Source organism: Halanaerobium sehlinense (assembly GCF_055379485.1).
Map to the genome: position 1 here is coordinate 1,761,601 of NZ_AP042442.1, position 25,861 is coordinate 1,787,461.

The following is a 25,861-nucleotide window of genomic DNA, read 5'->3' on the forward strand; positions in this document are numbered from 1 at the left end:
CTATTCCCTTATATTCATAATATTCGTGATTATAGGCTCAATTCCTGCATAACATCAGCTTCTTTATTATTTTTAAAATGAATAATTTGTTTTTTGAAAAATATCAGCATTAATTTTGAAAAATTTATTGACAAAGTAAAATTTTATGTTATAATTTATATTTGTAATGCCGAAGTGGCGGAACTGGCAGACGCGCAGCGTTGAGGGCGCTGTGGGCCTTGGCCTGTGTGGGTTCGAGTCCCACCTTCGGCACCATTTTTTTATAATCAGATAATTTACCCCCAAGTTTATCCTGGTAATTCAGGTTTCTTGGGGGTTTTTTTGATTACTTATATTTTACTATTACTTCTTCAACGTCCCAGCGTGGTTCAAGCTTCTCTTTAATATCTTCTTTAAGAACCGGGGCAAATTGATGGTCTTCAGCTAAATCAACAGTAATTGTAATTACTTTATCTTCTAATTCTATATTTTCTATAAGATTAGTTTTTAATACATCAAGCCCATGGATAGGATTCATAACATGTTTTAACCTTTCCTTTACTACTTCTATGGTAGTCTCTACCCTTTCTTTTACTAAACCATGTTTTTCCTCATAATCTCTAATTGCTTCTTTTAGTGCATCTACAGCTAAGACTGAACAATGATTTTTAACAGCTGGTAATCCACCCAGTTCATCAGCAGCCTGCTGCCAGGTAATTTCTTTAGCTTCATCAATTGTTCTGCCTTTGGCCATTTCTGTAATAATTGAACCAGTAGCTATATTGGAAGCACATCCATATGATCGGAATTTTATATCCGTTATTCTTTGGTTTTCTTCATCTACTTTAAGATGAAGTTGAACCATATCACCACAAGCAGGTGACCCCTCTTTTGCTATACCATCTGGATCTTCAAGTTCACCAACATTTTTAGGATTTTGAAAATATTCAATAACTTTATCACTGTAAGGAGAACTCATCTTACTCACTTCCTTTCCTACCTAGGGGGCTGATTTCCCTTAAGCTTTCTACTACATCTTTTACAGCTGCAGCAACTTTATCCACATCTTCTTCAGTATTGTACCTGCTGAAAGTAAATCTAATTGAGCCGTGTGCTCTTTCATGGTCTCCACCAATTCCCAGGATTACATGACTAGCCTCTAGCGATTTACTGAAACAGGCTGAACCTGTACTAACTGCAAATCCTCTCATATCTAAATGTAAGGTGATTGATTCACCTTCTACATAGTGAAATGTTATATTAGCATTCTGAGGAGTTCTGTCTTCTCTAGAACCATTTAATGTAACATCTTCTATTTCTTTTTCAACTTTATCGATTAATTTATCTCTTAAATTTTTTATTCTTTCATTTTCTTCTTCGGTTATTAATTCAACTGCTTTTGCAAATCCTACTGCAGCTGGTATATTTTCTATTCCTGCTCTCAGATTATTTTCCTGAAAGCCACCGTCCATGATTTTCTCTAATTTAATTCCTTCTTTTTTATAAAGGGCACCTATACCCCGAGGGCCATGAATAGTATGAGCTGAAATAGTTACTAAATCAACCGGTAATTCCTTAGTATCAATCGGAATTCGTTTAAACGTATGTGTAGCATCAGTATGAAATAGAATATCTTTATCAGCAAGATATTCACCTATTGTTTTTATATCCTGCACAGTTCCAATTTCCTGATTGGCATGCTGGATTGAAACTAAAACAGTATCTTTCCTTATACTATTTTTTAATTCTTCAATATTAACCCTTCCTTTGCTATCTACACTTATATAACTCACATCATAGCCCTGTTTTTCTAACTTCTTGGCAGTATTTAAAACAGAAAAATCTTCAATATCAGAAACTACTAGATGTCCTTTTTCTTTTTGATTGTACATAATACCTTTTAAAGCCAGATTATTAGATTCGGTTGCTCCAGAAGTGAAAATTAATTCATTCGCATCTGCATTTAAAGAATCTGCAATTTTTTCTCTGGCTTCTTCTAACGCCTCTTTTGCTTCTATACCCATTGTATAAGCAAACTCTGAAGTTGCTACAGCATAAGTCTCAAAAAAGAATGGTTTCATAGCTTCCAGTACCTTCTCGTCAATTCTAGTCACAGCAGAATTATCGAGATAAACTACATCCTTATTCATTAAATCACCCCATTTTATTATATATATAAAGTTATTTCTGATTCTTTAGCTTCTTTAATATAAGTTCCTACAGCACAATATTCAGTAATAACTTCTTCCCTTAAATCATCTTTATCTATTCCCATGATATCTATTGTCATATCACAGGCAAATATTTTCCCTCCTAATTCAACATAGTCCTGAAGCATATCTTCTAAAGACCTAACATTTGCTTTTTTCATTTTCCATTTCATATATAATTTGCCTAAACCTAAAAAATTCATTTTAGAAAGTGGACCTTTATCCAGCTGTCCTTTTTTGAGCCGCTCTAAGCCCCAAAAGGTAAAATACATAGAAACATCCATTCCCATTGATAATGCTCCATTGCCAATTATAAATGCACTGTATAGTTTATCATAATCTCCACTTTCAACAATCAATGTGGTCTTGTCTTCCATAATATCCACCTCTATACTTTAATTTTGATTTTCCAGTGATTGTTAATCTCCTCAACTGATACTAACTCTAACCCCATTGCTTCAACAGCCATTGGAATTTCTTTTTTAGAAGCAGAGTGATCTCCTGTTACTATTATTATATCGCCTTTTTCTGCTTTCCTTACAGCTTTTCTTGTTTCTACCAAAGGTACTGGACAATTTTCACCTAAACAATCTACTTTTATTTCATCAGCCATAATTATCCTCCTTATTTAAAGATTGAAACTTACCTCTTTTCGATATAAAAAACTGCTGTCATTTAAAATTTTAATATTATATTCTGAATATTTTTTATTTTTAAAATAAAAATTATTTATTAATCTTTACTGTTAACATTATATAATATCCGAGTTTTTTGGTCAAGTTTATAATTTACAATCTATTTTTGACTGCAGATTTTAATGGTTTTAATTTATTAGTCAAATTAATTTTATTGTTATACAATTTAGTTGCTTTATAATTTATAAACTCTCCTGCTTTAGTTTATTCAGCATAAGCAGGAGAGTCTTATTAAAAAAATATTCTTTATTTAGTTTTTAAATTTATCTTTAATATCTTTCAATTTAAATTCTCTGCTGTAAAGCCAGGCAGCAAAAATAGTAGTAATTGGTGCTACTATTACTAAACCTATACTACCAACAAGAGTTCTTAGTATTTCCGAAACAATAATTCTCAAATTGAAAATTCTTCTTAAAGTTGCTGTTCTAGTCATAAAGGCCATCATTAATGTTAAATATCCACCTGCATAGGCCAAAAGAAGAGTAGTTGTCATAGTACCGATTACATCACTACCGACGTTAAAACCTGATTTAATCAAATCTTTCATTTCCAGGTCAGGTCTCTGTTCTTTCAACTCTTTGATAGTTGTAGCCATATCCATAGCAATATCCATTGCTGCTCCAGAAGCTCCTATAACTACCGCTGCATAAAATATTTCTCTAATATTTAAATTAAAATAGCCAGCAGCCATCATTTCCCCTACATAGGGAGAAGACATTCCATCAAGTGCAAGTTTATTTCCAAAAAAGATAGTTAAGATTATTGTTATTAAAAGACTCAAACTCGTGCCAAAAAATGAAGCAAACCCCTTTTTAGTAAAGCCAGCAATTGAAAATAATATTAACGCAGATAAAATCAAAAGCACAAAAGATGTAAAAAAAAAATTAATGGATCTAGGCCTGCTAATAACCCAGGGATTAATATCTTCCAGATAATAAAAATACTCCCGATAAAAGAAAATAGAGCTTTTAATCCTATATAACGAGCATAAAGTATTAATAATGTAATAAAAAGTGCAATTAATATTAAAATCCAACCCTGTCTATATACATCTAAAGCAACTGCTGCTCTAATTTCATTGTTTTCTGTTTCTGAAATTGCAACTAAAATTTCCTCCCCGTCCTTAAAACGATAATCCCAGCCAAAATTCCCAACTAAATGATTGGAAGCATTAACTATTGAACCTTTGTATTTCCCCTCTTTAATTTCTACTCTGACTATTTGCCGACCAAATTTCTGAACACCTGAACCACTAATTTCACTATTATCAACTTTTTTAACCACAGCTTTAAGCTCTCTAGTATCATCTTTGAAACTTAAATTATAAAATAAAAATAAAAGAGATAGGCTAATAATAACTATTAGAATAATTGCTTTGATCTTTTTGCTTTTCATTTCTATTCCTCCACACTAAAATTTAAAGAAAGGTGAGGAATTACTCCTCACCTAATAGTTAAAGATTTACTTTTAATTATTTACTCTAATTTAGCTCTACATCTAATAATTCTGCAGTAATTTTAGCTACATCAGTATTATCCATTGAATCAGAGTATTCAGCTGCACCAGCACCATGAGTTCTAATTGGGATAATTTGTCCTGTGTGAGCAGAAGAAGTCCATCCAATTCTAGATCTTCTTGAAGTAATGTGAGCTATAGTTGACTGTACTGGACTGATCCAGGTTGCCTGAGGCCAATACCCGTTAAATTCATCAACATCTGCTCCTCTACCTTTTGCATCCTGAAGATCCATAGCGCTTTCTAAAAGCTCTTTTTCTCTATCGCTTAATTCTTCTATTCCAAAATCTTCTTTTAAGTCAGCATATACCTGTTCTCTATCACCTGTATATTCAAAACCTTCCTCAATAGAAGCCTTAATCTCACGAATAGGTGCTAAATCCATAAAGTAATCATATTCCATACCTTCACTGCTGTTTAAACCAAGACCACCAGTTTCATGGTCACCAGCAACAATTATTAAAGTCTCATTTGGATGTTCCAGATAAAACTTATATGCAGTTTTAACAGCATTATCAAAAGCTAAAGTATCATGAATGGTAGCAGCAACATCATTATCATGAGCTGCATGGTCAATACGTCCACCTTCAACCATCATAAAGAATCCATCTTCATCTTGACTTAATAATTCTATACCTTTAGTAGTCATTTCAGCAATACTTGGTACAAACTCATTATCTCTATCAATCTCGTAAGAAACATGGCTCATAGTCGGTGTATAAATCACCTGATCTCCAGCCTGAGGTTTATAATCTCTAAATTCTGCTGTTTGCGCACTGGATTCAAATACTTTGTAACCTTTGTTTGAAAATTCTTCAAATAGGTTTCTGTTATCTTCACGCTTAGAGTTTTCATTACTGCCGGGCAAGAAGTGTCTTGCTCCACCACCAACAAGGTAATCAACTTCATTTTCTAAATACTGTGCTGCTATCTCATTTTCCATTCCTCTGTCTGGTACATTGGAACCAAAAGCAGCTGGAGTAGCGTGAGTAATTCTGGCAGTTGACACTAAACCTGTAGCCATTCCCTTTTCTTTAGCTGCCATTAGAACAGATTTAAGCGGCTTATCATTAAGGTCTAAAGCAATAGTATCTCTATCAGTTTTAGAACCAGTTGCTAATGCTGTCGCAGTTTGAGCAGAACCAGGTACTAAAGTGAATGACCCTGTAGTTCTTGTTGAACCTTCGTGATCTAATCTATGCATCATTAATCTATCACTATGTTCTTCTGCTTTAAGATCAATATAACTTTCGCCATATTCTTCATAATCATGATTAACTTCTTCTAAATTTTCAAACTGATTATAGTATTCTGCCAGTGTTGCCTGAGAACTGGACATACCATCACCAATAAGAAAGAATATATATTTGGGATTATCTGTTTCTGTTCCAGCGGCTAAGACACTACCAGCTAAAAGCATTGTAATTAAAGCAGTCATAAGTATTCTAGAATAAACTTTTCTTCCATTAATTTTATTAAACATTTAATATCCCCCTAATATGATTTAATATTTTTTTGAAAAGCCAAAAAACTAAAAACCAATAATTTGTAACCAAGTATTACTTTACTATTCACCCCCAAAGCTAAAATATTTAATAATTCGGCATGCCACTTATATTAAATGCAATTTCCATACCAGAAGCATGATATTTATTAAATTAAAATAGAAAGTTTTATTTTTTGAAAATTATTAATAATTAATCTTATTAAGAGGTGGTCGATTAAAATTTAATTTAAATTATCTAAAATAACTGCTATATTTTCATTTTTTAAATAAAAAAATCAGTAAAAACTATTCTCAAAAAGAGAGTCTTTACTGGTCTAAATATTATAATATTCTTTATTGTGTGTATTTTTAGTTAACTTCACAGTTTAGGTGTGTAAATTACTCAACTAAATCAGCTACTTCCTGATCATCTTTATATTTATTAATCCAATTATACAAAGTTTTTCTAGAAATACCTAAGTTTTTAGCAGCTTTGGTTTTATTTCCACTGCTCCTTTTTAAAGATTTTATAATTTTTTCTTTTTCACTTAATTTTTCTTGCTCACTATTAACTTTTTCTATAATCTCTTGAGGTAAATCCCGGACATCAATCTCATTGTTTTTAGAAATAATGATTAATCGTTCGGTTAAATTCTCTAACTCTCTTATATTCCCGGGCCAGTCATATTTTTTTAATAACTCCACAGCTTCATCAGAAATACGTTTCTGACTAACCCCTTCTCTGCTTGATATTTTTTTGATAAAATGATTCATTAAAATTTTTATATCTGATTTTCTTTCTCTAAGTGGAGGAACATTGATCGGAATAACATTTAAGCGATAAAATAAATCACTTCTAAATTTATTTTCTCTGACCATTTTTTTAATATCTCGGTTAGTAGTTGCAATAATTCTCACATCAACATCTATGCTTATATTTTCTCCAACTCTTTCAAACTTTTTTTCCTGTAACACCCGCAGCAGTTTAGACTGTGTATCAAGACTAATTTCAGTAATTTCATCTAACATTAAAGTCCCCTTATCTGCCAGCTCAAACTTCCCTTTTTTATCTTTTACAGCACCTGTAAATGCACCTTTTTTATGTCCAAATAATTCTGATTCTATAATATTATGATTTAGTGCCGCACAATTTACTGCAATAAAATTATTCTCTCGACGCTGACTGTGGTAATGTAAAGCTCTTGCAACTAATTCTTTTCCAGAGCCACTTTCACCCTGAATTAAAACTGTAGAACTGTAATCAGCAGCCATATCAATTGTCTCTATTAAATTATACACTTTTTTACTTTCTCCAACTATTTTATTATACTTTTTCCTTATCTCATCTTTTTTATCAATTTTACTTTGGCCAATTAAATTACGAATTTTTATTTTAAGCTCATCATAGTCTAATGGTTTAGTTAAAAATTCTGACGCCCCCAATTTCATTGCTTTTACAGCCATTGGAATACTTCCATATGCAGTCATAAAAATAAATTTGCTTTTTACATCTTTTTTTAACATAGTTTCATAAAATTCAATCCCATTCATTTTTGGCATTCTTATGTCAGATATAATTAAATTTGCTTTAAAAGTTTCAGCCTTTTTAACTGCATCATCTACATCATTTGCGTAATCAACTATATAATTCTCGGATTCTAATATTGCTTTTAAAACTTTTGATATATTTTCTTTGTCATCAACTATTAATATTTTTTTCATTACTGCTATCATCCTTATAAATTGGTAATTTAATTTCAAAAACTGTATTTTTATCAATATCTGCTTTTATTTTTCCATTATGTTTTTCAATAATCTCTTTTGACATACTTAAACCTATTCCACTACCACTTTTTTTAGTTGTAAAAAATGGGTTAAAAATTTTATCAAGATCTTCATTTTTAATTCCGCTGCCATTATCTTCAATACTAACAAAAATATAATCATTATTATTTTTAACTCTTATTCTGATAAAACCAGATTTTTTAATCGCTTCAATTGAATTCAAAATTATATTGGTAAAAACACTTTTAATTTTATTAATATCCCCTTTTATATATAGATCTTCAGTGTCAAATTCTTTAATTAAAGTTATGTTATTATTGTCAATCATTGCTTCTAATAACTTGAAAATATCATTTAGAAGGTTAATTATATCAATCTTTTTAAACTCATATGATTTGATTCTGGCAAAATTCAAAAATTCATCTAAAAAATTATTAAGTGTGTCAATTTCTTCATTTATTATTTCAAAAAAACCATTTTTTGAATTTAACTCTTCTTTTAATTTTATTACTTCAACAGCACCTGAAATAGCTTCTAAGGGGTTTCTTATTTCATGGGCCAAATAAGCTGACATTTTTCCAAGAGTAGCCATCTGTGTTTTTTCAATTAGACTTTTTCTAATAATCAGCATTTCTTCGTACATCCAAATTACAGAATTATAAAGTTCTTTTAATTCTGAAGGAGGATTTTTAGATTTAAGTTTTGAAATATCAAAATCACTTTCTGGGATTTTACGAACTATTTTAGCAAGATTAGTGATTGGTTCTAAGATATAATCTGCTGTAATATGAATAATAAATGTCAGCAGCAAAAAAGCTGCAGTTAAAATAATGATCATCATTCTAATGGAATAGTTTATCTTATTCTTTAGAGTTTGTTGAGAAAGTATGATTATAGTCCTACCAATAATCTCCCCATCTATAATTATATCTCTGCTGGTAATTAATTTATCATTATCTAAATAACTCTGTTTCTGTGTAAAATCACTCTCAATAAACTTTCCTTCCAGGCTTCTATCCAGGGCTGCTAAAATTCTACCGTTATTATTAATTATTTTTGCACCTACAACATCTCGTTCACTATTGAAGGATCTAACATTTTTAGAAAGTGTACTAAACTCATGCACCAGCAGTGCTTCTTTGCTGATTTCTGCTAAAGTTCTTGCTAAAAGTACTCCCCTTCTCTCAATTTCTTCCTGAAATATATCTTTCTGCTGAACAATTAATACATAGCCTACTAAAAGCATTATTATCAAAAATATTAACATTGTGTAAGTAATCAGTCTCTTTTTTAATGACAAAATTAATCATCCTTATTTTTTAGCTTTCTTCGATTTTAATTCTATTTCTATTAAAATTAATCTTTATAATCAGATAAATATTTTCGAACAATATCATACATTTGATCACTGCTTACAGCAAAACCATCAAAACCAGATTTTTGCATAGACTTTAAACCTTCCTGATCAGTATCTAGGCTTAAAAAGGCTTTTCTCAGCTTATTTATTATTTCATTTTTTATATCTTTTCTAGCAGCTATAGAAGATGTCGGCAGATAAGAGGATTTAGATATAACTCTAATTTCTGAACTATATTTTCTATTGTCTTCATCTTCTAAAATAAATAGTTTTATTGCTCCTGCATCAACTAAACCGTAACTTACACTTTTCAGGGCATTAATATGTTTGCCTGTATAGATGACATTTAAGTCATTTTTATAATTTATACCATTTCTATTTAAAATAGCTATTGGTAGGTAATATCCTGAAGTAGAATCTTTTTCAGCTGTAAAAGCTATTTTTTTATCCTTTAAATCATCTAAATTTTTAATCTCAGAATCTTTATGTACAATAAACCCTCCCTGATAATAAGAACTGCCTAACCTTTTTTCTAAGACTATTGGCTTACAGTCTAATTTTTTACGTGCTTTCACATAAAAAACAGGAGAAAAATAGCCCAAATCAATCTTTTTATTTTCCATCAAATCAATTAATGCCTGATGATCTTTGGCAATTATTAATTCAATATCTACTCCACTTCTTTTAGAAACCTCCTCCAGTATAGACTGCCAACTTTCTAGTTTTGATAAAGCAATTTTTTTAGAAGTAACTCCTAAAGTTATAAATTCTTCTGCCTGTACTGAAACTGTAGAGATCATAAGAAATAAAATTAGCAGAACTAAATAAAGATATTTTTTTAAATATTTCATTGCCATCTCCCTAACTTAATTTTGCCCAAATTTAATTTAATATTTAAAATTAATTAAATAATCTGAAATTTGCTCACTTACTTTATTATATACAATTAAGAAAGAAAAAACAAAATTATTTAAAAAGCTGACAGAATTAACTGCCAGCCTTTAAAAGTTATTTGATTATTATTTCTTACAGCTTTTCTGGAGCCTCATATTCTACCCCAAAAGTTTCTACCTCTACAGTTTTCATTACCTGATCTTCTTTTGGCACATCTCTGGCACCTGTTTCTACCTCAGCAATTTGATCAACAGTTTCCATACCCTCAATAACCTCTCCAAAAGCCGCATACTGACCATCTAAATGGGGAGAATCTTTGTGCATAATAAAAAACTGTGATCCAGCAGAATTAGGGCTCTGACTACGGGCCATTGAAATTACTCCTCGGCTGTGTTTTAGATCATTATCATAACCATTAGCAGAAAACTCACCTTTAATTGAATATCCTGGATTACCCATTCCTGTACCATCAGGACAACCCCCCTGAATCATAAAACCTTTAATTACCCGATGAAAAATCAGGCCATCATAATATCCATCCTCAGCTAGCTGAATAAAATTTTTAACCGTATTTTCAGCTGTTTCTGGATAAAGTTCTAACTTAATCTGGTTTCCACTTTCCATTGTTATTGTTACTTCTGGATTTTTCGACATATATAACACCTCAATTTAATTTTTAATCTTTCTTTCATTATTATATATAATTTAAACCGAGAATTAAAGCTGATATTCTAAAATTTATTAATCAATTTGGGCTGTTCTTCCTATCTTATCAAAAAGTTAAAAATTGACAAGCTAAAGATATTAATTATATAATTGATTTAAATAATTAAATTTTTCAAAAAGAAGGGAGTAGTTAAAAGTATGAAAAATATTTTAAAGAAAAGCTATTTATTAATCTTAATTGTTTTACTGGTATCATTATTTTCAATGAATTTAGCAGCGCAGGAATATGAGATAGGAATTTCACAGTTTGTTGAGCATCCATCTTTAGATTTGGCCAGAGAGGGTTTTATTGATCAGCTGGCAGAAGAAGGATTTATTGATGGTGAAAATATTGAAATAGATTTACAGAATGCTCAGGCTGATTTTGCAACCGCTCAAACAATTGCCCAGAGATTTAAGCAAAACAATATTGACTTAGTTCTGGCAATTGCAACACCATCTGCTCAAACAGCTGCAAATGTTTTAAATAATACGCCAGTGTTAATTACAGCCGTTACTGATCCAGTAGAGGCGGGTGTGGTTGAAAGTATGGAAAAACCTGGAGCAAACATTACAGGAACAACAGATATGAACCCGGTAGCAAAACAGCTAGAATTAATAAAAGATTTTTTGCCTGAAGTAAAAAATATAGGAATTTTATACAATCCAGGTGAGGTAAATTCTACAGTTCAGGTTGAACTGGCTAAAGAAAAAGCAAAAGAAATGGGAGTTAAACTGGAAGAGGCAACAGTTAGCAACAGTAGTGAAGTAAGCCTTGCAGTTTCCTCTCTAGTAGATAGTGTAGATGCAATTTATGTACCAACTGATAATATCATTGTTTCTGCTATGCCTACTGTACTGCAGATAGCTCATAATAGAAAGGTGCCTGTATTTGCTTCTGAAAACAATTCAGTTAAGCAGGGGGCAATAGCTACCTTAGGAATAGATTACTATCAACTTGGCAGACAGACAGGATCTATGGCAGCCAGGATTCTTAAAGGGAGTAAACCAGCAGAAATGCCGGTTGAATCTTCAGATGAATTAAAGCTCTATATTAACCAAAAGTCTGCTGAACAAATCAATCTTAAAATACCAGAAGATCTTTTAGAATCTGCAGATACTATTTTTTAAAATCTGATAAATTTTAAATAGAAATTTATTTAGTAGAAACTTATTTAAATAAAAAGCTTATTTGAAATAAAATTACAAAATTTAAAATTAAACTAGATATGCAAAATTTAATTTGCAAAAAAAGAAGCCAGGCAAAATGCCTGGCTTTAATATTCTAAAAAGTGGTGGTGGAAGACAGAATCGAACTGTCGACACGTGGATTTTCAATCCACTGCTCTACCGACTGAGCTATTCCACCTAATATGTAATTAAATAAAAATGGTTGCGGGGACCGGATTCGAACCGATGACCTCCAGGTTATGAGCCTGACGAGCTACCAGACTGCTCTACCCCGCGCTATAAATGGTGAGCCATGGAGGATTCGAACCTCCGACAACCTGATTAAAAGTCAGGTGCTCTGCCAACTGAGCTAATGGCCCATTTCTCTTGCGACGCTTTTTATAATATCAATAATCCAGGTGCTTGTCAAGAAAAAATCATAAAAAAGTTTAAAAATCTTTATAAATAGTAAATTTTATTGAAAATAAAAGGCAGACAACAACCAGCTGCCCACCTTCAAATTTAAAATTATTAAACTAAGGTAAGTAATTTTTAGGATTTAGCGGTTTTTCATTTTGTAAAACTCCAAAATGAAGATGAGGCCCAGTACTTAAACCTGTATTTCCAGATAAAGCAACCTGCTGACCCTTATTAACCATTGATCCTTTTGCTACACTTACTCTAGAGTTATGGGCATAAAGAGTTTCTACCCCTCGTCCATGATCAATAATAACTGTATAACCAAAACCATTCATCCAACCACTATGTACAACTTCTCCTGCAGCTGCTGCTTTCACAGGAGTGCCTGATCGCACAGCAATATCTAAACCATTATGAAATAATCTTGTTTTCTTAATGGGATGATTTCTCCAGCCAAAATTAGAAGTAATTCTTCCATTAACAGGCCAGATCAAAGAACCACGACTTAATGTAAAGGGTCCTCTTTGATAATCAGTAATTATTAGCTCATCACCAGCAAAAATTCTATCTCCACTCAAATTATTTGCACTTCTAATCGAATCCACATTAGTACCATACATCCTGGCAATACTGCTTAAAGCATCTCCTCGTTGAACTTTATGAACAATAGGATCATTAGGCGTTGATTTACTTGAAGTAGTTTTAGCTGCTGTTTTAGTACTTCCACCAGCCGCCTTCGAATTCAGTAAAGGCAGTACCAGTTCCTGGCCGGCTTTAATAAAATCTGAATTAAGACTATTTGCAGCCATAATCTCTTCGACAGGTAAATTTCTGCGTGCTGCTATTGCTGATAAAGTGTCTCCCGGACGAACTGTATAATATATTTTAGCTTCAGCTGCTTTTTCTTGATTGGTATTAGTTTTAGCTGCATCATCTCTTGGAATTTTTAAATCCTGTCCCGGTCTAATAGTGACAGATGTCATATTATTAAACTCCATAATCTCTTCCACACTAAGATCTTTTGACTTAGCAATTCCTGACAGAGTATCTCCATTATCTACCACATATAGTTCATAAGATACTTTCTCAGAAATCATTTTTTTCAATAACTGACGAGTATTGTCACCGGCTATTCCATCAACCGATAAATTTTGACTACTCTGAAAATCTTTTACTGCTTCTTCAGTGCTGCGTCCAAAAATACCGTCGGGTGCTGTATTATATCCAAGAGTTTTTAAATACTTCTGAATTTCCATTACATCTCTTCCACGATCATTCAGCTTAACCTGGAACGCAGAAACTGTAATAGTTATTGACAAAAGAAAAACTAATAAAATTATTAGCGTAGTTAAAAAGTTATTTTTTTCCATATCTCCCCTCCTTTCTCCAATTTCTTCTACTATATATATTTCTAGATAAAAGTTAAATTTCCTCTTTATATTTTCCTTTTTTGTTTAAATTTTTAAAATTATTCTGTCTTAAGGCTTCATAAATAATAATAGACACTGAATTAGAAAGATTTAGAGACCTTAAATTGTCCAGCATCGGAATCCTAATGCAGTTTTCTAAGTTTGCTTCTAATAGATCTTCTGGTAAACCCGCTGTTTCTTTGCCAAATAAAAAATAATCATCTTCCTGATATTTAAGATCAGAATAAGCTGCTGGGGCTTTTGTAGTTGCATAAAAAAAGCGCCCTCCCTTATTCTCTTCAAAAAAATGATCTAAATTATCATAATAACTGATATCTAATTTATCCCAGTAATCAAGACCCGCTCTTTTTAAATATTTATCTGAAGTTGAAAAGCCTAATGGTCTAACTAAGTGCAGCTTTGAATTTGTTACTGCACAGGTTCTAGCTATATTACCGGTATTTTGTGGTATTTCTGGTTCAACAAGTACTATGTTCAATTCTATCACCTTATTTTAATTGATTTATGTTGCTTTTTATGAAAGATCCTTACTAAATCTAAATATCAATAACAAGGCCATCATAAGCAGGACTTACATGGTCTGGCAGATAATCATCTAATTTTTCATGGTCTAACCTGTGTGACATATGAGTTAAATATCCGTTTTTTAAAGATAATTTATCAACTAATTCAACAGCCTGGTCAACAGACATATGTGTTGGGTGCTCTTCAAATCTAAGAGCATCTACAGCAGCATATTCAATTCCATCCAGAAGCTTTAATGAACTTTCAGGAATATAACTGCAGTCTGTTAAATAAGCAAAATTATTAATTCGATAAGCTAAAATTTGATTATCTCCATGGTAGATTGGAACAGCTATAACTTGAAGATCTCTAAATGTGAATTTCCTCTCTACTTCTTTTAGAATAACCTGTGGTATTCCTCCACCTGGATTATTATCTGAAAAAATATAAGGAAAAATCCTTTTGATGTGATTCAATGTTTTCAAATCACCGTAAACCGGCATTTCTTTACCCTGATACCAGTTTAGAGCCCTTATATCATCAAAACCCATAATATGATCTGCATGAGCATGAGTCATTAAAACTGAATCAACATTCTTTATCTTATTATTTATCAATTCCAGCCTCATCTCAGGTGGAGTATCTATTAATAAATTATATTCATCACTTTTAACATGAATGGAAGTTCTCATTCTTTTATTTTTTGGATTGTCAGACTGACAAACCTCACAATCACAGGCTATCACAGGTACCCCATGAGAGGTTCCTGTTCCTAAAAATGTTATCTGCAAAAAAACATCTCCTCTCATGAAAATTTTATCTTAAAATTGGGGTATTTGTCAAACTTATTCGGCCAGTTCTTCCCGTTTAATTAGGGATTTGCTCCGCATAAAGTTAGCAAGTTTTTTATAAATCAAAACTGTTATCACAGAATTAATAACAGCTTTAGCCAAATTAAAAGGTATAATACCCGGCAGCATCATCTGTAAAACCTGTTCTCTTGGAATTCCATAAAATATTGGGTTTAAGAGCAGGTTAGCTCCTGCCATAACAACTGTCATTGCAATAGAACCAATAGCCAGTCCTTTGACAGCACCAAGTTTATTATGATGCTGCTGATAAAAATATCCCGCAACTCCTGCAAATACACCTGTTGCTAAAAAATGCATAAAGGCTCCAAAAGAACCTCCAAGACCCGTGAAAACAGCCATTAAAATCGATAAAATAAAAGTTGCTCCTAAAGCTGCACCCGGGCCAAATAAAAAGGCAATAATCAATATTGGAATATCTCCTGGTTCGTAAATTAAAAATGGTAAAAACATTGGAAAACGAATTAACAGCATTAAAACTAAAGAAAAGGCTGCTAAAACTGAGGTTGTAGTAATTTTTTTTGTATCCATTCTCTATCTCCTTCTATATTTATTTATTATCTCCATTTTGGGCAAAAAAATTAGCCCTGCTTAGAAAACAGGGCTTCTTAATAATTTAATCTTCTTTATTCCGGACTTTACCGTCGGTACTGGAATTTCACCAGTTCAGCTGCAGCTCGTGGACTATACCACCGGTTAGGATTTGCTCAAAAGCGCACCATACCCTGAAGATAATATTTTCTTATTATTTTAATTATAAGCAATAACTGCTGTAAAAGCAAATTATTCTTGTGAATTATAGTTAATTATTTCAACTCCGGGATAAAAATGCTTGATAATCTCCTGGTAATTCCAATTAGCTGCAGCCATGCCTGCAGAAGCAGATTGATCAAGTCCTAAATTGTGGCCCCAGCCTGATCCATAAACAAATATTTCTTTTAAATAGCCATTTTGATCAAAATGACTGTTAAAGTAAAAGCGGCTGCTTTTTAAACCACCAAGAACTCTTCTGATTTGAGAAACACTGTAATTTTTCTCAGACTGTTCTCCAAAAATTGTTAAAGAAGTTATCGTTCCACCCCGGGCACGCTTATCAACTTTGATCCTTTTAATTTTATCCAAACCACTGCGGTACTCAATAATTTCTGCAGGAACTTTTAACTGCCAGCGGTAGTTACTGCTGCCATAATCTTTAGAATATGATTCTGGAGCAGACAAAAGCCACTGCTGCAGTTCTAAAGGATTTAAAGGAAAATCATAGCGATCAACCTTCATCTGATTTGATCCCCTAAGATAGGGTAAATCTGCAGACCAAATTTGATCACTGCGCTCAGTATAGCCACCACTATTACTGCTGAAAACAGCTTCAATAATTTGGCCTTCAAAAACTGCAGTTTCTCCCTGAGTTTCCAGTACTGACTCAGTAGTACGCTGATGTTCGCTCATTATACCGTTATAAGCGGCACAGTGGACACTGGAACAGAGATCATAACCATCACTGCTGTGGCGTCCCAAATTGTTTAAAGTATAACTTCTGGCTGCTACAGCCTGGGCTTTCAGAGCTTCTTTAGGCCAGCTGGCATATATTTCAGAAGGAACTACAGAAATTAAATAGGGTGTTAATTCTACCTGATTTATTAAAGTAAAGTTGTCTCCCTCCCCTTTAATTATCATCTCACCCCTATACTGCCTATTTCCACTTCCCTGCCAGAAATAACCCTGACCATAGCTGATATTATAAACATAAAAAGAAGAATTCTCCTGACTGCTGTAAAGCTGATATTCTAATTGAGAATTTCCAAGTCTAACTCTTCGTTCTTTACTGCTGATATAAATTGAATCAGCTTCAAGCTCTAACAAATAATTTTTTCTGGCCTTACCTTTAAATATAATTTTCCCCTGATAAATAATAGAAAAGGGATCTGAATACTGAAAAAGTAAGTGTTCATTGTTTTCCTGCAGTCCAATTCTCAACATCTGTATCTTCTTCTGATCTAAAATTTTTTGCGGCCTCTCCCAGGAAGCCTCCAGGTTAAAGGGATTAATTTCTTCAGGCTGCTTCTGATCTTCTTTTGCTGGTTTTAAGCTGGGGTATTTTTCCTGATAATAGTTAATTTTCTGGTAGGCCAGCTCTTTAAACCATCCGTAACCCAGTGCGCGCTGCCAGTGATTATAGGCTTTTATTTCCTCCCCGGCTTTTTCCAGCATTTGAGCCATATCTTTGTATAAATAACTCTGTGACCTGTTAGCCTGATATGCATTTTCATAATCATTAAAAGCTGCTAAATATTTTTGCTGGAGTTTATTTAGTTCAGCCCTGAGTAGGTAAAATTCTGAATCAGTACCCTTTAAATCATCTAGCTCCAATAAATATTTTTTAGCATTTTTATAATTTTTTAAATCTAAATTATTTTTTACTAAATAATAATATTTTTGAAAGAGAAAATGATGCGATTCAGTTTCTGAATTTAGCTCCTTATTTTCGGGGTTAAATTTTATTTTGTTTTCTAAAATATAATTTGAAGCTAAATTATTATTTAATTCATAAAAATTAACAGCTAAACTTAAATAATCTTGACTCTGTTGACTTAAAATAGAAGTCTCAAGCAGAATCCTATTTTCCTCTTTTAATTTATTTTGCTCACTGTAAACTACAGCCAAATTTCTTCTGCTTTCTAAATTATAAGGATCCAGATCAATTATTTGCTGATAATAATATTCTGCCGATTGATAATTAGCCTCATAAAAAGCTTCTTTTGCCATTTCAAAAAATTCTTCAATGTTTCTATTTCTGCTCTCCTGAGCCAGCATTACACTCTTTTTTGATTCTTCCTCATAAAAATAATCAAAAACTGGAATTAAGATCCCCAAAAGGAGAGCAGAAATAATAATCAATCTAAAAACTTTTTTCATTAAATACAACTCCTAGTTTAAAGAAGATCACTAGCAATTTCAGCCAGTTCTGATCTTTCACCTTCTTTTAACATAATATGACCGGCAATTTTTTGGTCATGAAATTTATGAGCCAGATAGTTCAAACCATTTTTATGAAAATTTAAATAAGGATTATCTATCTGGAAAGGGTCTCCAGTGAAAATCAATTTTGAACCCTCTCCGGCTCTAGTTACAATAGTTTTTACTTCATGCAGAGATAAGTTTTGAGCCTCATCAATAATGATAAACTGATCTGGAACTGAACGTCCCCTGATATAAGTAAGAGCTTCAATTTGAATTAGATCTTTATCTAATAATTTTTGATAAGCAAACCTTGCATCTTTATTGCGGTGGACTATAAAGTCCAAATTATCAAAAATAGGCTTCATCCAGGGGCCCATCTTCTCTTCTACATCTCCCGGCAGGAACCCGAGCTCTTTTCCCATTGGTTGAATTGGTCTGGCTACCAGAAGTTTTGAGAAAACCTGCTCATCAACTACTTTTGCCAGTCCAGCAGCAAGTGCCAGCAAAGTTTTACCTGTACCCGCTTTACCGGACATTGTTACTAATTTAATTTCATCGTCAAGCAGAAGCTCCATAGCCATCTGCTGCTCTCTATTTCTGGCCCTAATCTTAGCAGGTTGACTCTTATTATAGCGCAGCGGAACTAAATTATCGCCATCAAAACGAGCCAGAGCAGTATTTTTATTACGATCATCTGCTGTCAACTGCACAAATTCATTTGGATATAAAGAATCATCAAGCTGATTTAACTCTGATAAAGAAAGTTTTTCCTCTTCATAAAATTTATTAATTAAATCTGACCCACACATTATTTCTTTAAAACCTGAATAAACCTCTTCTTCTTTTAAGCGGGAAGAACTGTGCTCTTCAGCCTCTAAACCATATGCATCACAGATTAAACGCATATTAATATCATCAGAAATCATTATAACTTTACGGTCTGTATTCTCCTTTTGTAGATGAATAGCGGTAGAAATTATCCGATTATCCATCTTGCTGGAGCTCAAACCGCGGGGAAGCTCTAATTCGCCGTTAATTATAATTTTGACTATACCACCTGATTCTAATTCAACACCATCATGAAGATTACCGCTTTCTCTGATTTCTTCTAAAATTCTAGAACTTTCACGAGCATTGTAACCTAAATCAGAACTTTTGGTTTTTAAATCATCAATTTCTTCTAATACAGCGAGCGGGATCACAACATCATTGTCCTCAAAACTATAAATAGCGCGAGGGTCATTCAGAAGTACATTTGTGTCTAAGACAAATATCTTTTTCATTTTGCTTCCTCCCTCAAATTAATTATTTTGATAATATCTACATAAATGACTGGCAAAGCAATTTTCACAATCTGGATTTTGGGCCTTACATATAGCACGACCATGATCAATTAACCAGTGATGAAAATCTATCCAGTACTTTTTTGGAATTAATTTAGTTAATTCTTTTTCAGTTTTATCAACATTTTTACCGCTGCTTAAACCAAGACGCTCTGAAACTCTAAATACATGCGTATCTACCGGAAAAGCAGCTTTATAGAAAGCATTAGCTAAGACTACATTGGCTGTCTTACGGCCAACTCCTGCTAGTTTCAGCAGTTCTTTTCTGGTTGAAGGTACTTCTCCCTCAAACTGGTCGATAAGTATCTGACAGGTCTTTAAAATATATTTAGCTTTATTTCTATAAAGACCAATACTATTAATTTTTTCTTCCAACTCTTTTTGGTCAAGTTTTAACATAGCTTCAGGAGTATTGTATTTTTTAAAAAGTTCTTTTGTAACTTTATTAACCTGAATATCAGTCGTTTGAGCTGATAAAATAGTTGCAATCAAAAGCTCAAATGATGAAGTATGCTCTAAAGCTGTGCCGGGCTCGGGATAATGTTTAGAAAATAGTTCAACTAATTCTTCTACTTTTTCTTTTTTATTTATCTTTTTAGTCAATATACTGCCTCCTCTAAGCATCATTCTTAATACTATTTTACTCTAAATTTTAATAAAAATAAAGCTAGATTATTAATTGATTTAAATGTTCATATTATCTAGACATCACAATTAATAAATGATAGTATAATAAAAAGTGTAGCTTGAAGTTTAGATTATATAGTCTTAATTTTTATTAAAAGTATAAAGATTTTAATTTATAAATGAGGTGTTGATTATGAAATATAATTTTGGTATTGATATTGATGGAGTATTAACTGATGAAGGACCTGATAACAATAGTATCTGGCAGCAAAAAATGAATGAGTTTTTTGATCGAAAAATTACTCTAACAGAGTATACTTATGATCTGGCAGAAGCCTTTGCAATTAATAATCAGGAACTAAATGAGTTTATTCAGGCAAAAATAGAAGAGGTCTACAGCAGTGTTAAACCAGTTGTTAAAGCCAAAGAAATACTGACCGAACTATATCAGGAAGGGCACCGCTTGATTTTAATCACAGCCCGCCATGAGGAACATCGCTCTTTAACTGAAAAATGGTTAGCCGAACATGGGATTCCTTATCATGAGCTGCATCACGAGCATAATAAGGCACCCTTAGCTGCTGAAAAAAATATTGCTTTGTTTATTGATGACAAAAAAGAAAATGCTTTAGAAATCGCAGCTAAGGATATTCCGGTTTTTCTGGTCAGTAAGTACCACAACTATGATTTTGATGGTAACAGTAAAATCACAAAAGTTAATAACTGGGATGAAATCAGAGAAAACCTAAGACTATTCCTCTCTAAAAACGCTCATGCCGGTAAACTCTCTTAAAATTGAGGTGAATGGGACTTCATTATCAGGTATAGCTTTAAAATTGCTTAGAATTTCAAGCAGACGCTGTGCCTGATAATAATTTTGGTTTGTTTTATCTATCTGTTTTAATAAAGGTTCAACATAATTTTTTAGAACAGAAAGTTCATAAATCAGGGCAGAATTAAACATTACATCTGCATTTTCCTGATAAGGGAAAATATTTTTCTCCTCACCCCTGCGTACACTCTGCCATAAATTTAAAGTATCAGCAGCTGACAAACCGCGATATTGATTATCCCTTACAATTCTTCTGATTAATCTGGTATCAGTTGTCGGAATTCTATTATGACAGTCAATATTCAGCTGAGTTAAAGCACTGATATAAACTTTAAATTTTAAATCCTGTGGAATCACTTCTGTCATTCTGTCATTAAGACCATGAATTCCTTCAATTAAGATCGTCTGGTCATCATCTAATTTTAAAAACTTACCACTTTTTTCTCTAATTCCCTTTTCAAAATTAAATTTTGGTAGTTCTACTTCTTCTCCCTGAATCAGCTGCAGTAGATGATCATTAAACAGCTCTAAGTTTATTGCTTCAATTGACTCAAAATCAGGTTCTCCATTTTCATCAACAGGTGTGTTTTCTCGATGCACAAAATAATCATCACCTGAAATTTGAACCGGTCTTAAACCATTAATTTTCAACTGAGTTGATAAACGATGAGTAAAAGTTGTTTTACCAGACGAGCTTGGTCCAGCAATTAATATAATTTTATTTCTGGGCATTCCACTTTTGATTCGGTCTGCTATTTCTGCTATTTTTTTCTCATGCAGGGCTTCTGCAATTCTAATTAATTCATTGTGTTCTTTAGCTTCTATACATTTATTTAATTCTGCAACATTGTTAACACCTAAAATTTTACCCAGACGTTCATATTCTAAAAATACATTTGCCAGTTTTGGCTGTTCTTTAAATTTAGGAACCTCTTTATCACTAAAGAATTTTGGAAAAAGAAGTACAAAACCTGGAATTCTTAAATGCAGATCAAATTCTTTTAAATATGAAGTTGAAGGAACCATATTATAATAAAAATAATCATAATAACCATCTAGTTCATAGAGAGTATAATAATCTTTATTCTGCTGATCCAGCAGTTCTCGTCTGAAAGTACAGTTTTCTTGTGCAATTATTTCTAAAACTTTTTCTTTTTTTAATTTATGTTTTTTAATTTTATAGTCAGCATCAATTATTTCCTGCATTTTTTCTTTTAACCTGGCTAAATCACTTTTGCTTAAACTGGGCTTATTTTCCAACTCACAATAAATTCCATTACTAATTGAAATTTCTATTTTTAAAATAGTTTCTGGAAACAATTCATAAATAGCCTTTGCCATTACAAAATATAAACTTCTTCTGTAAATTCTATTTCCTAATTCAGAAGAAATATTAACCGTTTTCAGTTCTGCATCTCGATCAAGCTCTTCAGTTAAATCATAAATTTCATTCTCAATAATAACAGCCATAACATCTTTTTTATTCTCAAGGCTGCTCTCAGCTATTATATTTTCAATACTGCATTTTTCTATAATTTTAATTTTTTCACTATCCACTTTAAGATCCATTCTTCTCCTCCTCTAAAGCAAAAATTTCCTGGATTTTATTTTTATATTCGCTGTTTTGTTCTTCTTTTAGATAATCGTCTACAATTTTTCTTGCCTTTTTAAAATCAATTTTGAGCAGAGAATAAGCCGCATAATAACGAATTATGGGTGAACTATCATCTAATTTTTGTTTAATTTTATTAAAAAACTTTTTTTCTTTTAAATCAGCTGCTGCCAGCAGTGAATTCCTAATTAAGATTCTGCTGCCCCTCCAGGTTATAGCTGTATTATCTAATTCAGCAGGAATTTCTTTACGCTTTAGATTAAGAAAATATTCTAAATCTTTATCAAATAATTGAAGTTTTTCTTCTTCTGCTGCTTCAGTTTTTTGATTATGAGGGCAAATATCTTTACAATCATCACAACCCCAGATATGATGGCCAATTTTTTCTATTTCTGATTCTGAAAGCATTCCCTTTTTTTGAGTTAAATAAGCCGTACAGTCCTCAGCAGCCAGCAAATTAGCTTCTTTAAGTGCCCCAACCTGACAGCTTTCAAGACAGAGTCTGCAGCTGCCGCAGCTGAGATCTAGAGGTTGATCTGCTTCAATTTCTAAATCAGTAAAAATTTCTCCCAAAAATAAATTGGAACCTAAATTAGGATTGATTAAAAGAGTATTTTTCCCGATAAACCCAACTCCTGCTTTTTGAGCTAAAGCTTTTTCTAAAAATGGTGCTTGATCAACAAATATTTTATAGTTAAAATCTTCATCTATTTTTTGCCGCAGTTCAACAACCAATTTTTCCAATTTATTTCTCAGATAATTGTGATAATCCTCTACTGTCACGTAATTTGATAAAAAAGGATTGGCTTTATTCTGTTTATAACTAACTGCAGTCACAATTATTGATTTTAAATTGGAAAAGTGTAAAGCTGGTGTCGTCAGTTCTTCAAGATTTTGATTGGCAAAAGGTTGGGGCCAAAATTGACCACGGCTTCTCTCCTCTAAAATTTTAAAATCAGTCTCCAGTTTCTTATTATCAGTAACCCTACAGATATCAATATTTAATTCAGCTGCACACTCTTTAACCAGCTTATTAATCTGCATCAAGTTTTAACTCCTTTTCTTTTTTAAATAAATAGAGGCTGTAAACTATACCTGCAGCTGCAGATACTAAGGCCCAGAAAAAGTACATCTTCTCTCCACCTGATATCTGATAAATCTTACCACCAATTAAACTACCAGAAATAGCACTCAAACCCATAAAGATTCCTGCATAAAGATTCTGGCCTGTAGCCCGGAACTTTTCTCCACTTATCCGATCAACATAATCTACTCCAACTGCAAAAAACAAGCCAAAAGTAATGCTGTGCAGCAGCTGAGAAAATAGAATGACAGGAGTAAATGGGAAAAATGAGAGCAGAAGCCAACGAATAATAAAACCTACACTGATGATAACTATTATTCTGCTGAATTTATTACCTTTAATAATCCTATCAGAAAAGAAAAAAGCTAAAATTTCACTGGCAGAAGAAATCGTTAAAGCCACTCCAACTAAAAATTCTCCTCCACCCTGAGCCACGATATATAAAGGGAAATAACTGTAATTTGCATTCATTGCTGTCTGCAGTATAAAAACAAAGAATAAAAAGTAAAGCAGTCTTCTTTTTTTAAATATCTTTTTAAAATCTCCCGGTTTTAAAACTTCTATCTCTCTTTCAGTTTTTGGAAGAAATTTTAATAAAAACATAGAGATAATTAAAACAACCGCATAGACATAAAATAAATTAACAGAAGAGGTAGCCTCTAAAAAATAACCCATAATGGAAACTGAAATCATATAACCGGCTGAACCCCAAAGTCTAAATTTACCATAATAATTAGAATTATCACCAAGATAATCTAAGAGTAGGCTATCTGACAAAGGTATAATTGGATTTTGGAATAATGTATAAAAAAACATCAGCAGCATTAAAATTTTAAATGAAGTTGTCTGCGGAAATAAAATCACTGTCAAAAAAGTCCCTGTTAAGGTAATAAACAAAACTTTTTTATTTTCATGAAAATAATCTGTTAAAAAGCCCCAAAATGGCATCAAAAGCAGAGCAAAAATCCTGGGAATTGCATTTACCAAGCCAATTTGAAAAGAATCAAGCCCTGCGTCCTGAAAATAAATATTAAAATAACCAAAAGCGGCCATTGTTATATAAAAGATAAAATTATACAGCTTAAAAGCCAAAAAAATCAGTCCTCATTTAAAATTATTGATTCAACCATTAGATCCTTATTAAATATTTTATCTGAATAAGACAGTAATTCAGAAAGGGTAATATTATCGATTATCGAAGCTAAATCAAAAATATCAATACCTAAACGACGATAATTAATAAATTCAGCAGCTAAGTGATTGAAATTATTGAATAAGCGAATATAACTACCCTGATATTTTCTTTTAATCCGCTCAAAGTTATCTCTAATTTCATCATGATCAATTTCAACCAGTTTATCTTTGACTTTCTCCCGCATTAAATCTGGTCTATTGCTTTCTCCATGTAAATGTACATAAGCATAATCAGGCTTTTTATGATAGGTGCTGGAAAAACTGTTATCAATAATCCCCTGCTCTAAAAGTTGGTTGTAATTTTTACTGCTGCGTCCAAAAACTATATCTAAAAGAAGGTTAACAATATACTCTTTTTTTATTATTTCAGCCGGTTCTTCACCTGTAATAGGATCTTTGAAGGCAATCTGAACCATCGGTCTTGAAATATTCATTTTTTCTTCTACCAATTTTTTGGCTACTGCAGACGGTTCTTCTTTAAAAATTCGAACTGGATTTTTAAAATGAGGAAAATGCTTTTTTGCCTGATTTTCTTTAATTAAATTAATTATTCTCTTAGGCTCAAGATCCCCAATTAAAATTAAGTCCATATTAGAGGGTAAATAGAAATTATAGTAGCAGATATATAAATCTTCTGGAGTTATTGACATTACACTTTCTTCAGTTCCAGCTATATCATTTTTAACAGGATGATTAGAATAAAGAGCTGATAAAAGATTAAAATAAGATCTCCAGTAAGGATTATCCTGATACATTTTAATTTCCTGAACAATAATTCCCTTCTCTTTTTTTACATTCTCTTCACTAAAATAAGGATCCTGAACAAATTCAATTAAATTAATTAAAGACTCTTCAAAGTTACTACTGCTTGAAAAAAGATAGTTAGTGCTGTCAAAATTAGTATATGCATTAGCAGAAGCACCAAGATCAGCAAACTTATCGAAAATACTCTTTTCCTTATCTTCAAAAAGCTGGTGTTCTAAAAAGTGAGCAATTCCAAGCGGCATATTTCGCTTACGTCCGTTTTTAACATCAATAAATTCAACATCATTTGAACCAAAATTTACAGAAAGCATTGCATATTGTTTAACATAATCTTTTTTAGGAAAGATATATACATTTAAACCATTATCTAATTTAGTTTTTACTAATCGTTCGTCCATTACCTTATTATAAATATTTTCCAAATTTA

General features: G+C 32.2%; 24 protein-coding genes, 4 tRNA genes and 1 riboswitch. Of the genes, 3 read left to right on the forward strand and 25 right to left on the reverse strand.

The window, feature by feature from the left end:
• Positions 1-168: 168 nt before the first annotated feature.
• Positions 169-255 (forward strand) — tRNA-Leu (locus tag ACZ446_RS08640).
• Positions 256-325: 70 nt separating this feature from the next.
• On the opposite strand, the gene ACZ446_RS08645 is transcribed toward ACZ446_RS08640, so the two are convergent.
• The 11 genes from ACZ446_RS08645 to ACZ446_RS08695 form a co-directional block, all read right to left on the reverse strand.
• Positions 326-958 carry an iron-sulfur cluster assembly scaffold protein gene (locus ACZ446_RS08645; RefSeq protein ID WP_464392173.1) on the reverse strand — a complete coding sequence of 211 codons (633 nt, stop codon included), beginning with the start codon at positions 956-958 and terminating at the stop codon, positions 326-328.
• Position 959: 1 nt separating this feature from the next.
• Entirely contained in the window at positions 960-2,129 is a 1,170-nt protein-coding gene (locus tag ACZ446_RS08650) for a cysteine desulfurase family protein (RefSeq protein WP_464392174.1), read from the reverse strand.
• Between the two features lie 17 nt (positions 2,130-2,146).
• Positions 2,147-2,566, reverse strand: coding sequence for a DsrE/DsrF/DrsH-like family protein (locus ACZ446_RS08655; protein WP_464392175.1), 420 nt, complete (start codon positions 2,564-2,566; stop codon positions 2,147-2,149).
• Between the two features lie 11 nt (positions 2,567-2,577).
• Positions 2,578-2,802 carry a sulfurtransferase TusA family protein gene (locus ACZ446_RS08660; RefSeq protein WP_464392176.1) on the reverse strand — a complete coding sequence of 75 codons (225 nt, stop codon included), beginning with the start codon at positions 2,800-2,802 and terminating at the stop codon, positions 2,578-2,580.
• 332 nt (positions 2,803-3,134) lie between these two features.
• Positions 3,135-3,749, reverse strand: a complete 615-nt coding sequence (locus tag ACZ446_RS08665; RefSeq protein ID WP_464392177.1) for a YibE/F family protein — start codon at positions 3,747-3,749, stop codon at positions 3,135-3,137.
• On the reverse strand, positions 3,740-4,279 hold the full coding sequence (locus ACZ446_RS08670; RefSeq protein ID WP_464392178.1) for a YibE/F family protein: 540 nt from the start codon (positions 4,277-4,279) through the stop codon (positions 3,740-3,742). The genes ACZ446_RS08665 and ACZ446_RS08670 overlap by 10 nt, the downstream gene beginning before the upstream one ends.
• An 85-nt stretch (positions 4,280-4,364) precedes the next feature.
• On the reverse strand, positions 4,365-5,882 hold the full coding sequence (locus ACZ446_RS08675) for an alkaline phosphatase (protein ID WP_464392179.1): 1,518 nt from the start codon (positions 5,880-5,882) through the stop codon (positions 4,365-4,367).
• Between the two features lie 402 nt (positions 5,883-6,284).
• Positions 6,285-7,607: a sigma-54-dependent transcriptional regulator gene (locus tag ACZ446_RS08680; protein WP_464392180.1), complete on the reverse strand. Its 1,323-nt coding sequence runs from the start codon at positions 7,605-7,607 to the stop codon at positions 6,285-6,287.
• Positions 7,585-8,970, reverse strand: a complete 1,386-nt coding sequence (locus ACZ446_RS08685; RefSeq protein ID WP_464392181.1) for a sensor histidine kinase — start codon at positions 8,968-8,970, stop codon at positions 7,585-7,587. The genes ACZ446_RS08680 and ACZ446_RS08685 overlap by 23 nt, the downstream gene beginning before the upstream one ends.
• Positions 8,971-9,026: 56 nt before the next feature.
• Complete coding sequence (locus tag ACZ446_RS08690; RefSeq protein WP_464392182.1) at positions 9,027-9,878, reverse strand: phosphate/phosphite/phosphonate ABC transporter substrate-binding protein; 852 nt, start codon at positions 9,876-9,878, stop codon at positions 9,027-9,029.
• Between the two features lie 175 nt (positions 9,879-10,053).
• Entirely contained in the window at positions 10,054-10,575 is a 522-nt protein-coding gene (locus ACZ446_RS08695; protein ID WP_464392183.1) for a peptidylprolyl isomerase, read from the reverse strand.
• Positions 10,576-10,785: 210 nt separating this feature from the next.
• On the opposite strand from ACZ446_RS08695, the gene ACZ446_RS08700 reads away from it, so the two are divergent.
• The gene (locus tag ACZ446_RS08700; protein WP_464392184.1) at positions 10,786-11,757 is read left to right on the forward strand and encodes an ABC transporter substrate-binding protein; all 972 of its coding nucleotides are present in this window, start codon (positions 10,786-10,788) and stop codon (positions 11,755-11,757) included.
• Positions 11,758-11,919: 162 nt separating this feature from the next.
• Here the strand turns inward: ACZ446_RS08700 and ACZ446_RS08705 are convergent.
• The 10 genes from ACZ446_RS08705 to nth form a co-directional block, all read right to left on the reverse strand.
• Positions 11,920-11,995 (reverse strand) — tRNA-Phe (locus tag ACZ446_RS08705).
• 21 nt (positions 11,996-12,016) lie between these two features.
• Positions 12,017-12,093 (reverse strand) — tRNA-Met (locus ACZ446_RS08710).
• Between the two features lie 7 nt (positions 12,094-12,100).
• Positions 12,101-12,176, reverse strand: a tRNA-Lys gene (locus ACZ446_RS08715).
• A 156-nt stretch (positions 12,177-12,332) separates the two neighbouring features.
• Positions 12,333-13,586: a LysM peptidoglycan-binding domain-containing protein gene (locus ACZ446_RS08720; protein ID WP_464392185.1), complete on the reverse strand. Its 1,254-nt coding sequence runs from the start codon at positions 13,584-13,586 to the stop codon at positions 12,333-12,335.
• A gap of 52 nt (positions 13,587-13,638) precedes the next feature.
• Positions 13,639-14,124 carry a tRNA (uridine(34)/cytosine(34)/5-carboxymethylaminomethyluridine(34)-2'-O)-methyltransferase TrmL gene (gene trmL / locus ACZ446_RS08725; protein ID WP_464392186.1) on the reverse strand — a complete coding sequence of 162 codons (486 nt, stop codon included), beginning with the start codon at positions 14,122-14,124 and terminating at the stop codon, positions 13,639-13,641.
• A gap of 58 nt (positions 14,125-14,182) precedes the next feature.
• Positions 14,183-14,941, reverse strand: coding sequence for an MBL fold metallo-hydrolase (locus ACZ446_RS08730; RefSeq protein ID WP_464392187.1), 759 nt, complete (start codon positions 14,939-14,941; stop codon positions 14,183-14,185).
• A 54-nt stretch (positions 14,942-14,995) separates the two neighbouring features.
• Complete coding sequence (locus ACZ446_RS08735) at positions 14,996-15,550, reverse strand: ECF transporter S component (RefSeq protein ID WP_464392188.1); 555 nt, start codon at positions 15,548-15,550, stop codon at positions 14,996-14,998.
• Positions 15,551-15,634: 84 nt separating this feature from the next.
• A riboswitch (FMN riboswitch) is annotated at positions 15,635-15,756 on the reverse strand.
• Positions 15,757-15,802: 46 nt separating this feature from the next.
• Complete coding sequence (locus ACZ446_RS08740) at positions 15,803-17,932, reverse strand: SpoIID/LytB domain-containing protein (protein WP_464392189.1); 2,130 nt, start codon at positions 17,930-17,932, stop codon at positions 15,803-15,805.
• Between the two features lie 17 nt (positions 17,933-17,949).
• A complete protein-coding gene (locus ACZ446_RS08745; RefSeq protein ID WP_464392190.1) occupies positions 17,950-19,260 on the reverse strand; it encodes a PhoH family protein in 1,311 nt (436 codons plus the stop codon).
• An 18-nt stretch (positions 19,261-19,278) separates the two neighbouring features.
• A complete protein-coding gene (gene nth / locus ACZ446_RS08750; RefSeq protein WP_464392191.1) occupies positions 19,279-19,923 on the reverse strand; it encodes an endonuclease III in 645 nt (214 codons plus the stop codon).
• A 217-nt stretch (positions 19,924-20,140) separates the two neighbouring features.
• On the opposite strand from nth, the gene ACZ446_RS08755 reads away from it, so the two are divergent.
• The gene (locus tag ACZ446_RS08755; protein WP_464392192.1) at positions 20,141-20,740 is read left to right on the forward strand and encodes a 5' nucleotidase, NT5C type; all 600 of its coding nucleotides are present in this window, start codon (positions 20,141-20,143) and stop codon (positions 20,738-20,740) included.
• Here the strand turns inward: ACZ446_RS08755 and ACZ446_RS08760 are convergent.
• The 4 genes from ACZ446_RS08760 to yfmH are packed head-to-tail and all read right to left on the reverse strand — an operon-like array spanning position 20,699 to position 25,856.
• Positions 20,699-22,348, reverse strand: a complete 1,650-nt coding sequence (locus ACZ446_RS08760) for a uridine kinase family protein (protein WP_464392193.1) — start codon at positions 22,346-22,348, stop codon at positions 20,699-20,701. The two genes, ACZ446_RS08755 and ACZ446_RS08760, sit on opposite strands and share 42 nt — an antisense overlap.
• Complete coding sequence (gene queG, locus ACZ446_RS08765; RefSeq protein ID WP_464392194.1) at positions 22,338-23,435, reverse strand: tRNA epoxyqueuosine(34) reductase QueG; 1,098 nt, start codon at positions 23,433-23,435, stop codon at positions 22,338-22,340. The genes ACZ446_RS08760 and queG overlap by 11 nt, the downstream gene beginning before the upstream one ends.
• Positions 23,425-24,567, reverse strand: coding sequence for an MFS transporter (locus ACZ446_RS08770; RefSeq protein ID WP_464392195.1), 1,143 nt, complete (start codon positions 24,565-24,567; stop codon positions 23,425-23,427). Before ACZ446_RS08770 ends, queG begins: the two co-directional genes overlap by 11 nt.
• A 5-nt stretch (positions 24,568-24,572) precedes the next feature.
• A complete protein-coding gene (gene yfmH, locus ACZ446_RS08775) occupies positions 24,573-25,856 on the reverse strand; it encodes an EF-P 5-aminopentanol modification-associated protein YfmH (RefSeq protein WP_464392196.1) in 1,284 nt (427 codons plus the stop codon).
• Positions 25,857-25,861 lie beyond the last annotated feature (5 nt).

What these genes read in the sequence shown, in the direction of transcription:
- ACZ446_RS08720 (WP_464392185.1), bottom strand. Translation starts at nt 13,586, where the DNA reads ATGGAAAAAAATAACTTTTTAACTACGCTAATAATTTTATTAGTTTTT.
- ACZ446_RS08745 (WP_464392190.1), bottom strand. Translation starts at nt 19,260, where the DNA reads ATGAAAAAGATATTTGTCTTAGACACAAATGTACTTCTGAATGACCCT.
- ACZ446_RS08675 (WP_464392179.1), bottom strand. Translation starts at nt 5,882, where the DNA reads ATGTTTAATAAAATTAATGGAAGAAAAGTTTATTCTAGAATACTTATG.
- queG (WP_464392194.1), bottom strand. Translation starts at nt 23,435, where the DNA reads ATGCAGATTAATAAGCTGGTTAAAGAGTGTGCAGCTGAATTAAATATT.
- ACZ446_RS08735 (WP_464392188.1), bottom strand. Translation starts at nt 15,550, where the DNA reads ATGGATACAAAAAAAATTACTACAACCTCAGTTTTAGCAGCCTTTTCT.
- ACZ446_RS08700 (WP_464392184.1), top strand. Translation starts at nt 10,786, where the DNA reads ATGAAAAATATTTTAAAGAAAAGCTATTTATTAATCTTAATTGTTTTA.
- ACZ446_RS08740 (WP_464392189.1), bottom strand. Translation starts at nt 17,932, where the DNA reads ATGAAAAAAGTTTTTAGATTGATTATTATTTCTGCTCTCCTTTTGGGG.
- ACZ446_RS08695 (WP_464392183.1), bottom strand. Translation starts at nt 10,575, where the DNA reads ATGTCGAAAAATCCAGAAGTAACAATAACAATGGAAAGTGGAAACCAG.
- ACZ446_RS08760 (WP_464392193.1), bottom strand. Translation starts at nt 22,348, where the DNA reads ATGGATCTTAAAGTGGATAGTGAAAAAATTAAAATTATAGAAAAATGC.
- ACZ446_RS08690 (WP_464392182.1), bottom strand. Translation starts at nt 9,878, where the DNA reads ATGAAATATTTAAAAAAATATCTTTATTTAGTTCTGCTAATTTTATTT.
- ACZ446_RS08680 (WP_464392180.1), bottom strand. Translation starts at nt 7,607, where the DNA reads ATGAAAAAAATATTAATAGTTGATGACAAAGAAAATATATCAAAAGTT.
- ACZ446_RS08660 (WP_464392176.1), bottom strand. Translation starts at nt 2,802, where the DNA reads ATGGCTGATGAAATAAAAGTAGATTGTTTAGGTGAAAATTGTCCAGTA.
- ACZ446_RS08755 (WP_464392192.1), top strand. Translation starts at nt 20,141, where the DNA reads ATGAAATATAATTTTGGTATTGATATTGATGGAGTATTAACTGATGAA.
- ACZ446_RS08655 (WP_464392175.1), bottom strand. Translation starts at nt 2,566, where the DNA reads ATGGAAGACAAGACCACATTGATTGTTGAAAGTGGAGATTATGATAAA.
- ACZ446_RS08670 (WP_464392178.1), bottom strand. Translation starts at nt 4,279, where the DNA reads ATGAAAAGCAAAAAGATCAAAGCAATTATTCTAATAGTTATTATTAGC.
- ACZ446_RS08645 (WP_464392173.1), bottom strand. Translation starts at nt 958, where the DNA reads ATGAGTTCTCCTTACAGTGATAAAGTTATTGAATATTTTCAAAATCCT.
- ACZ446_RS08650 (WP_464392174.1), bottom strand. Translation starts at nt 2,129, where the DNA reads ATGAATAAGGATGTAGTTTATCTCGATAATTCTGCTGTGACTAGAATT.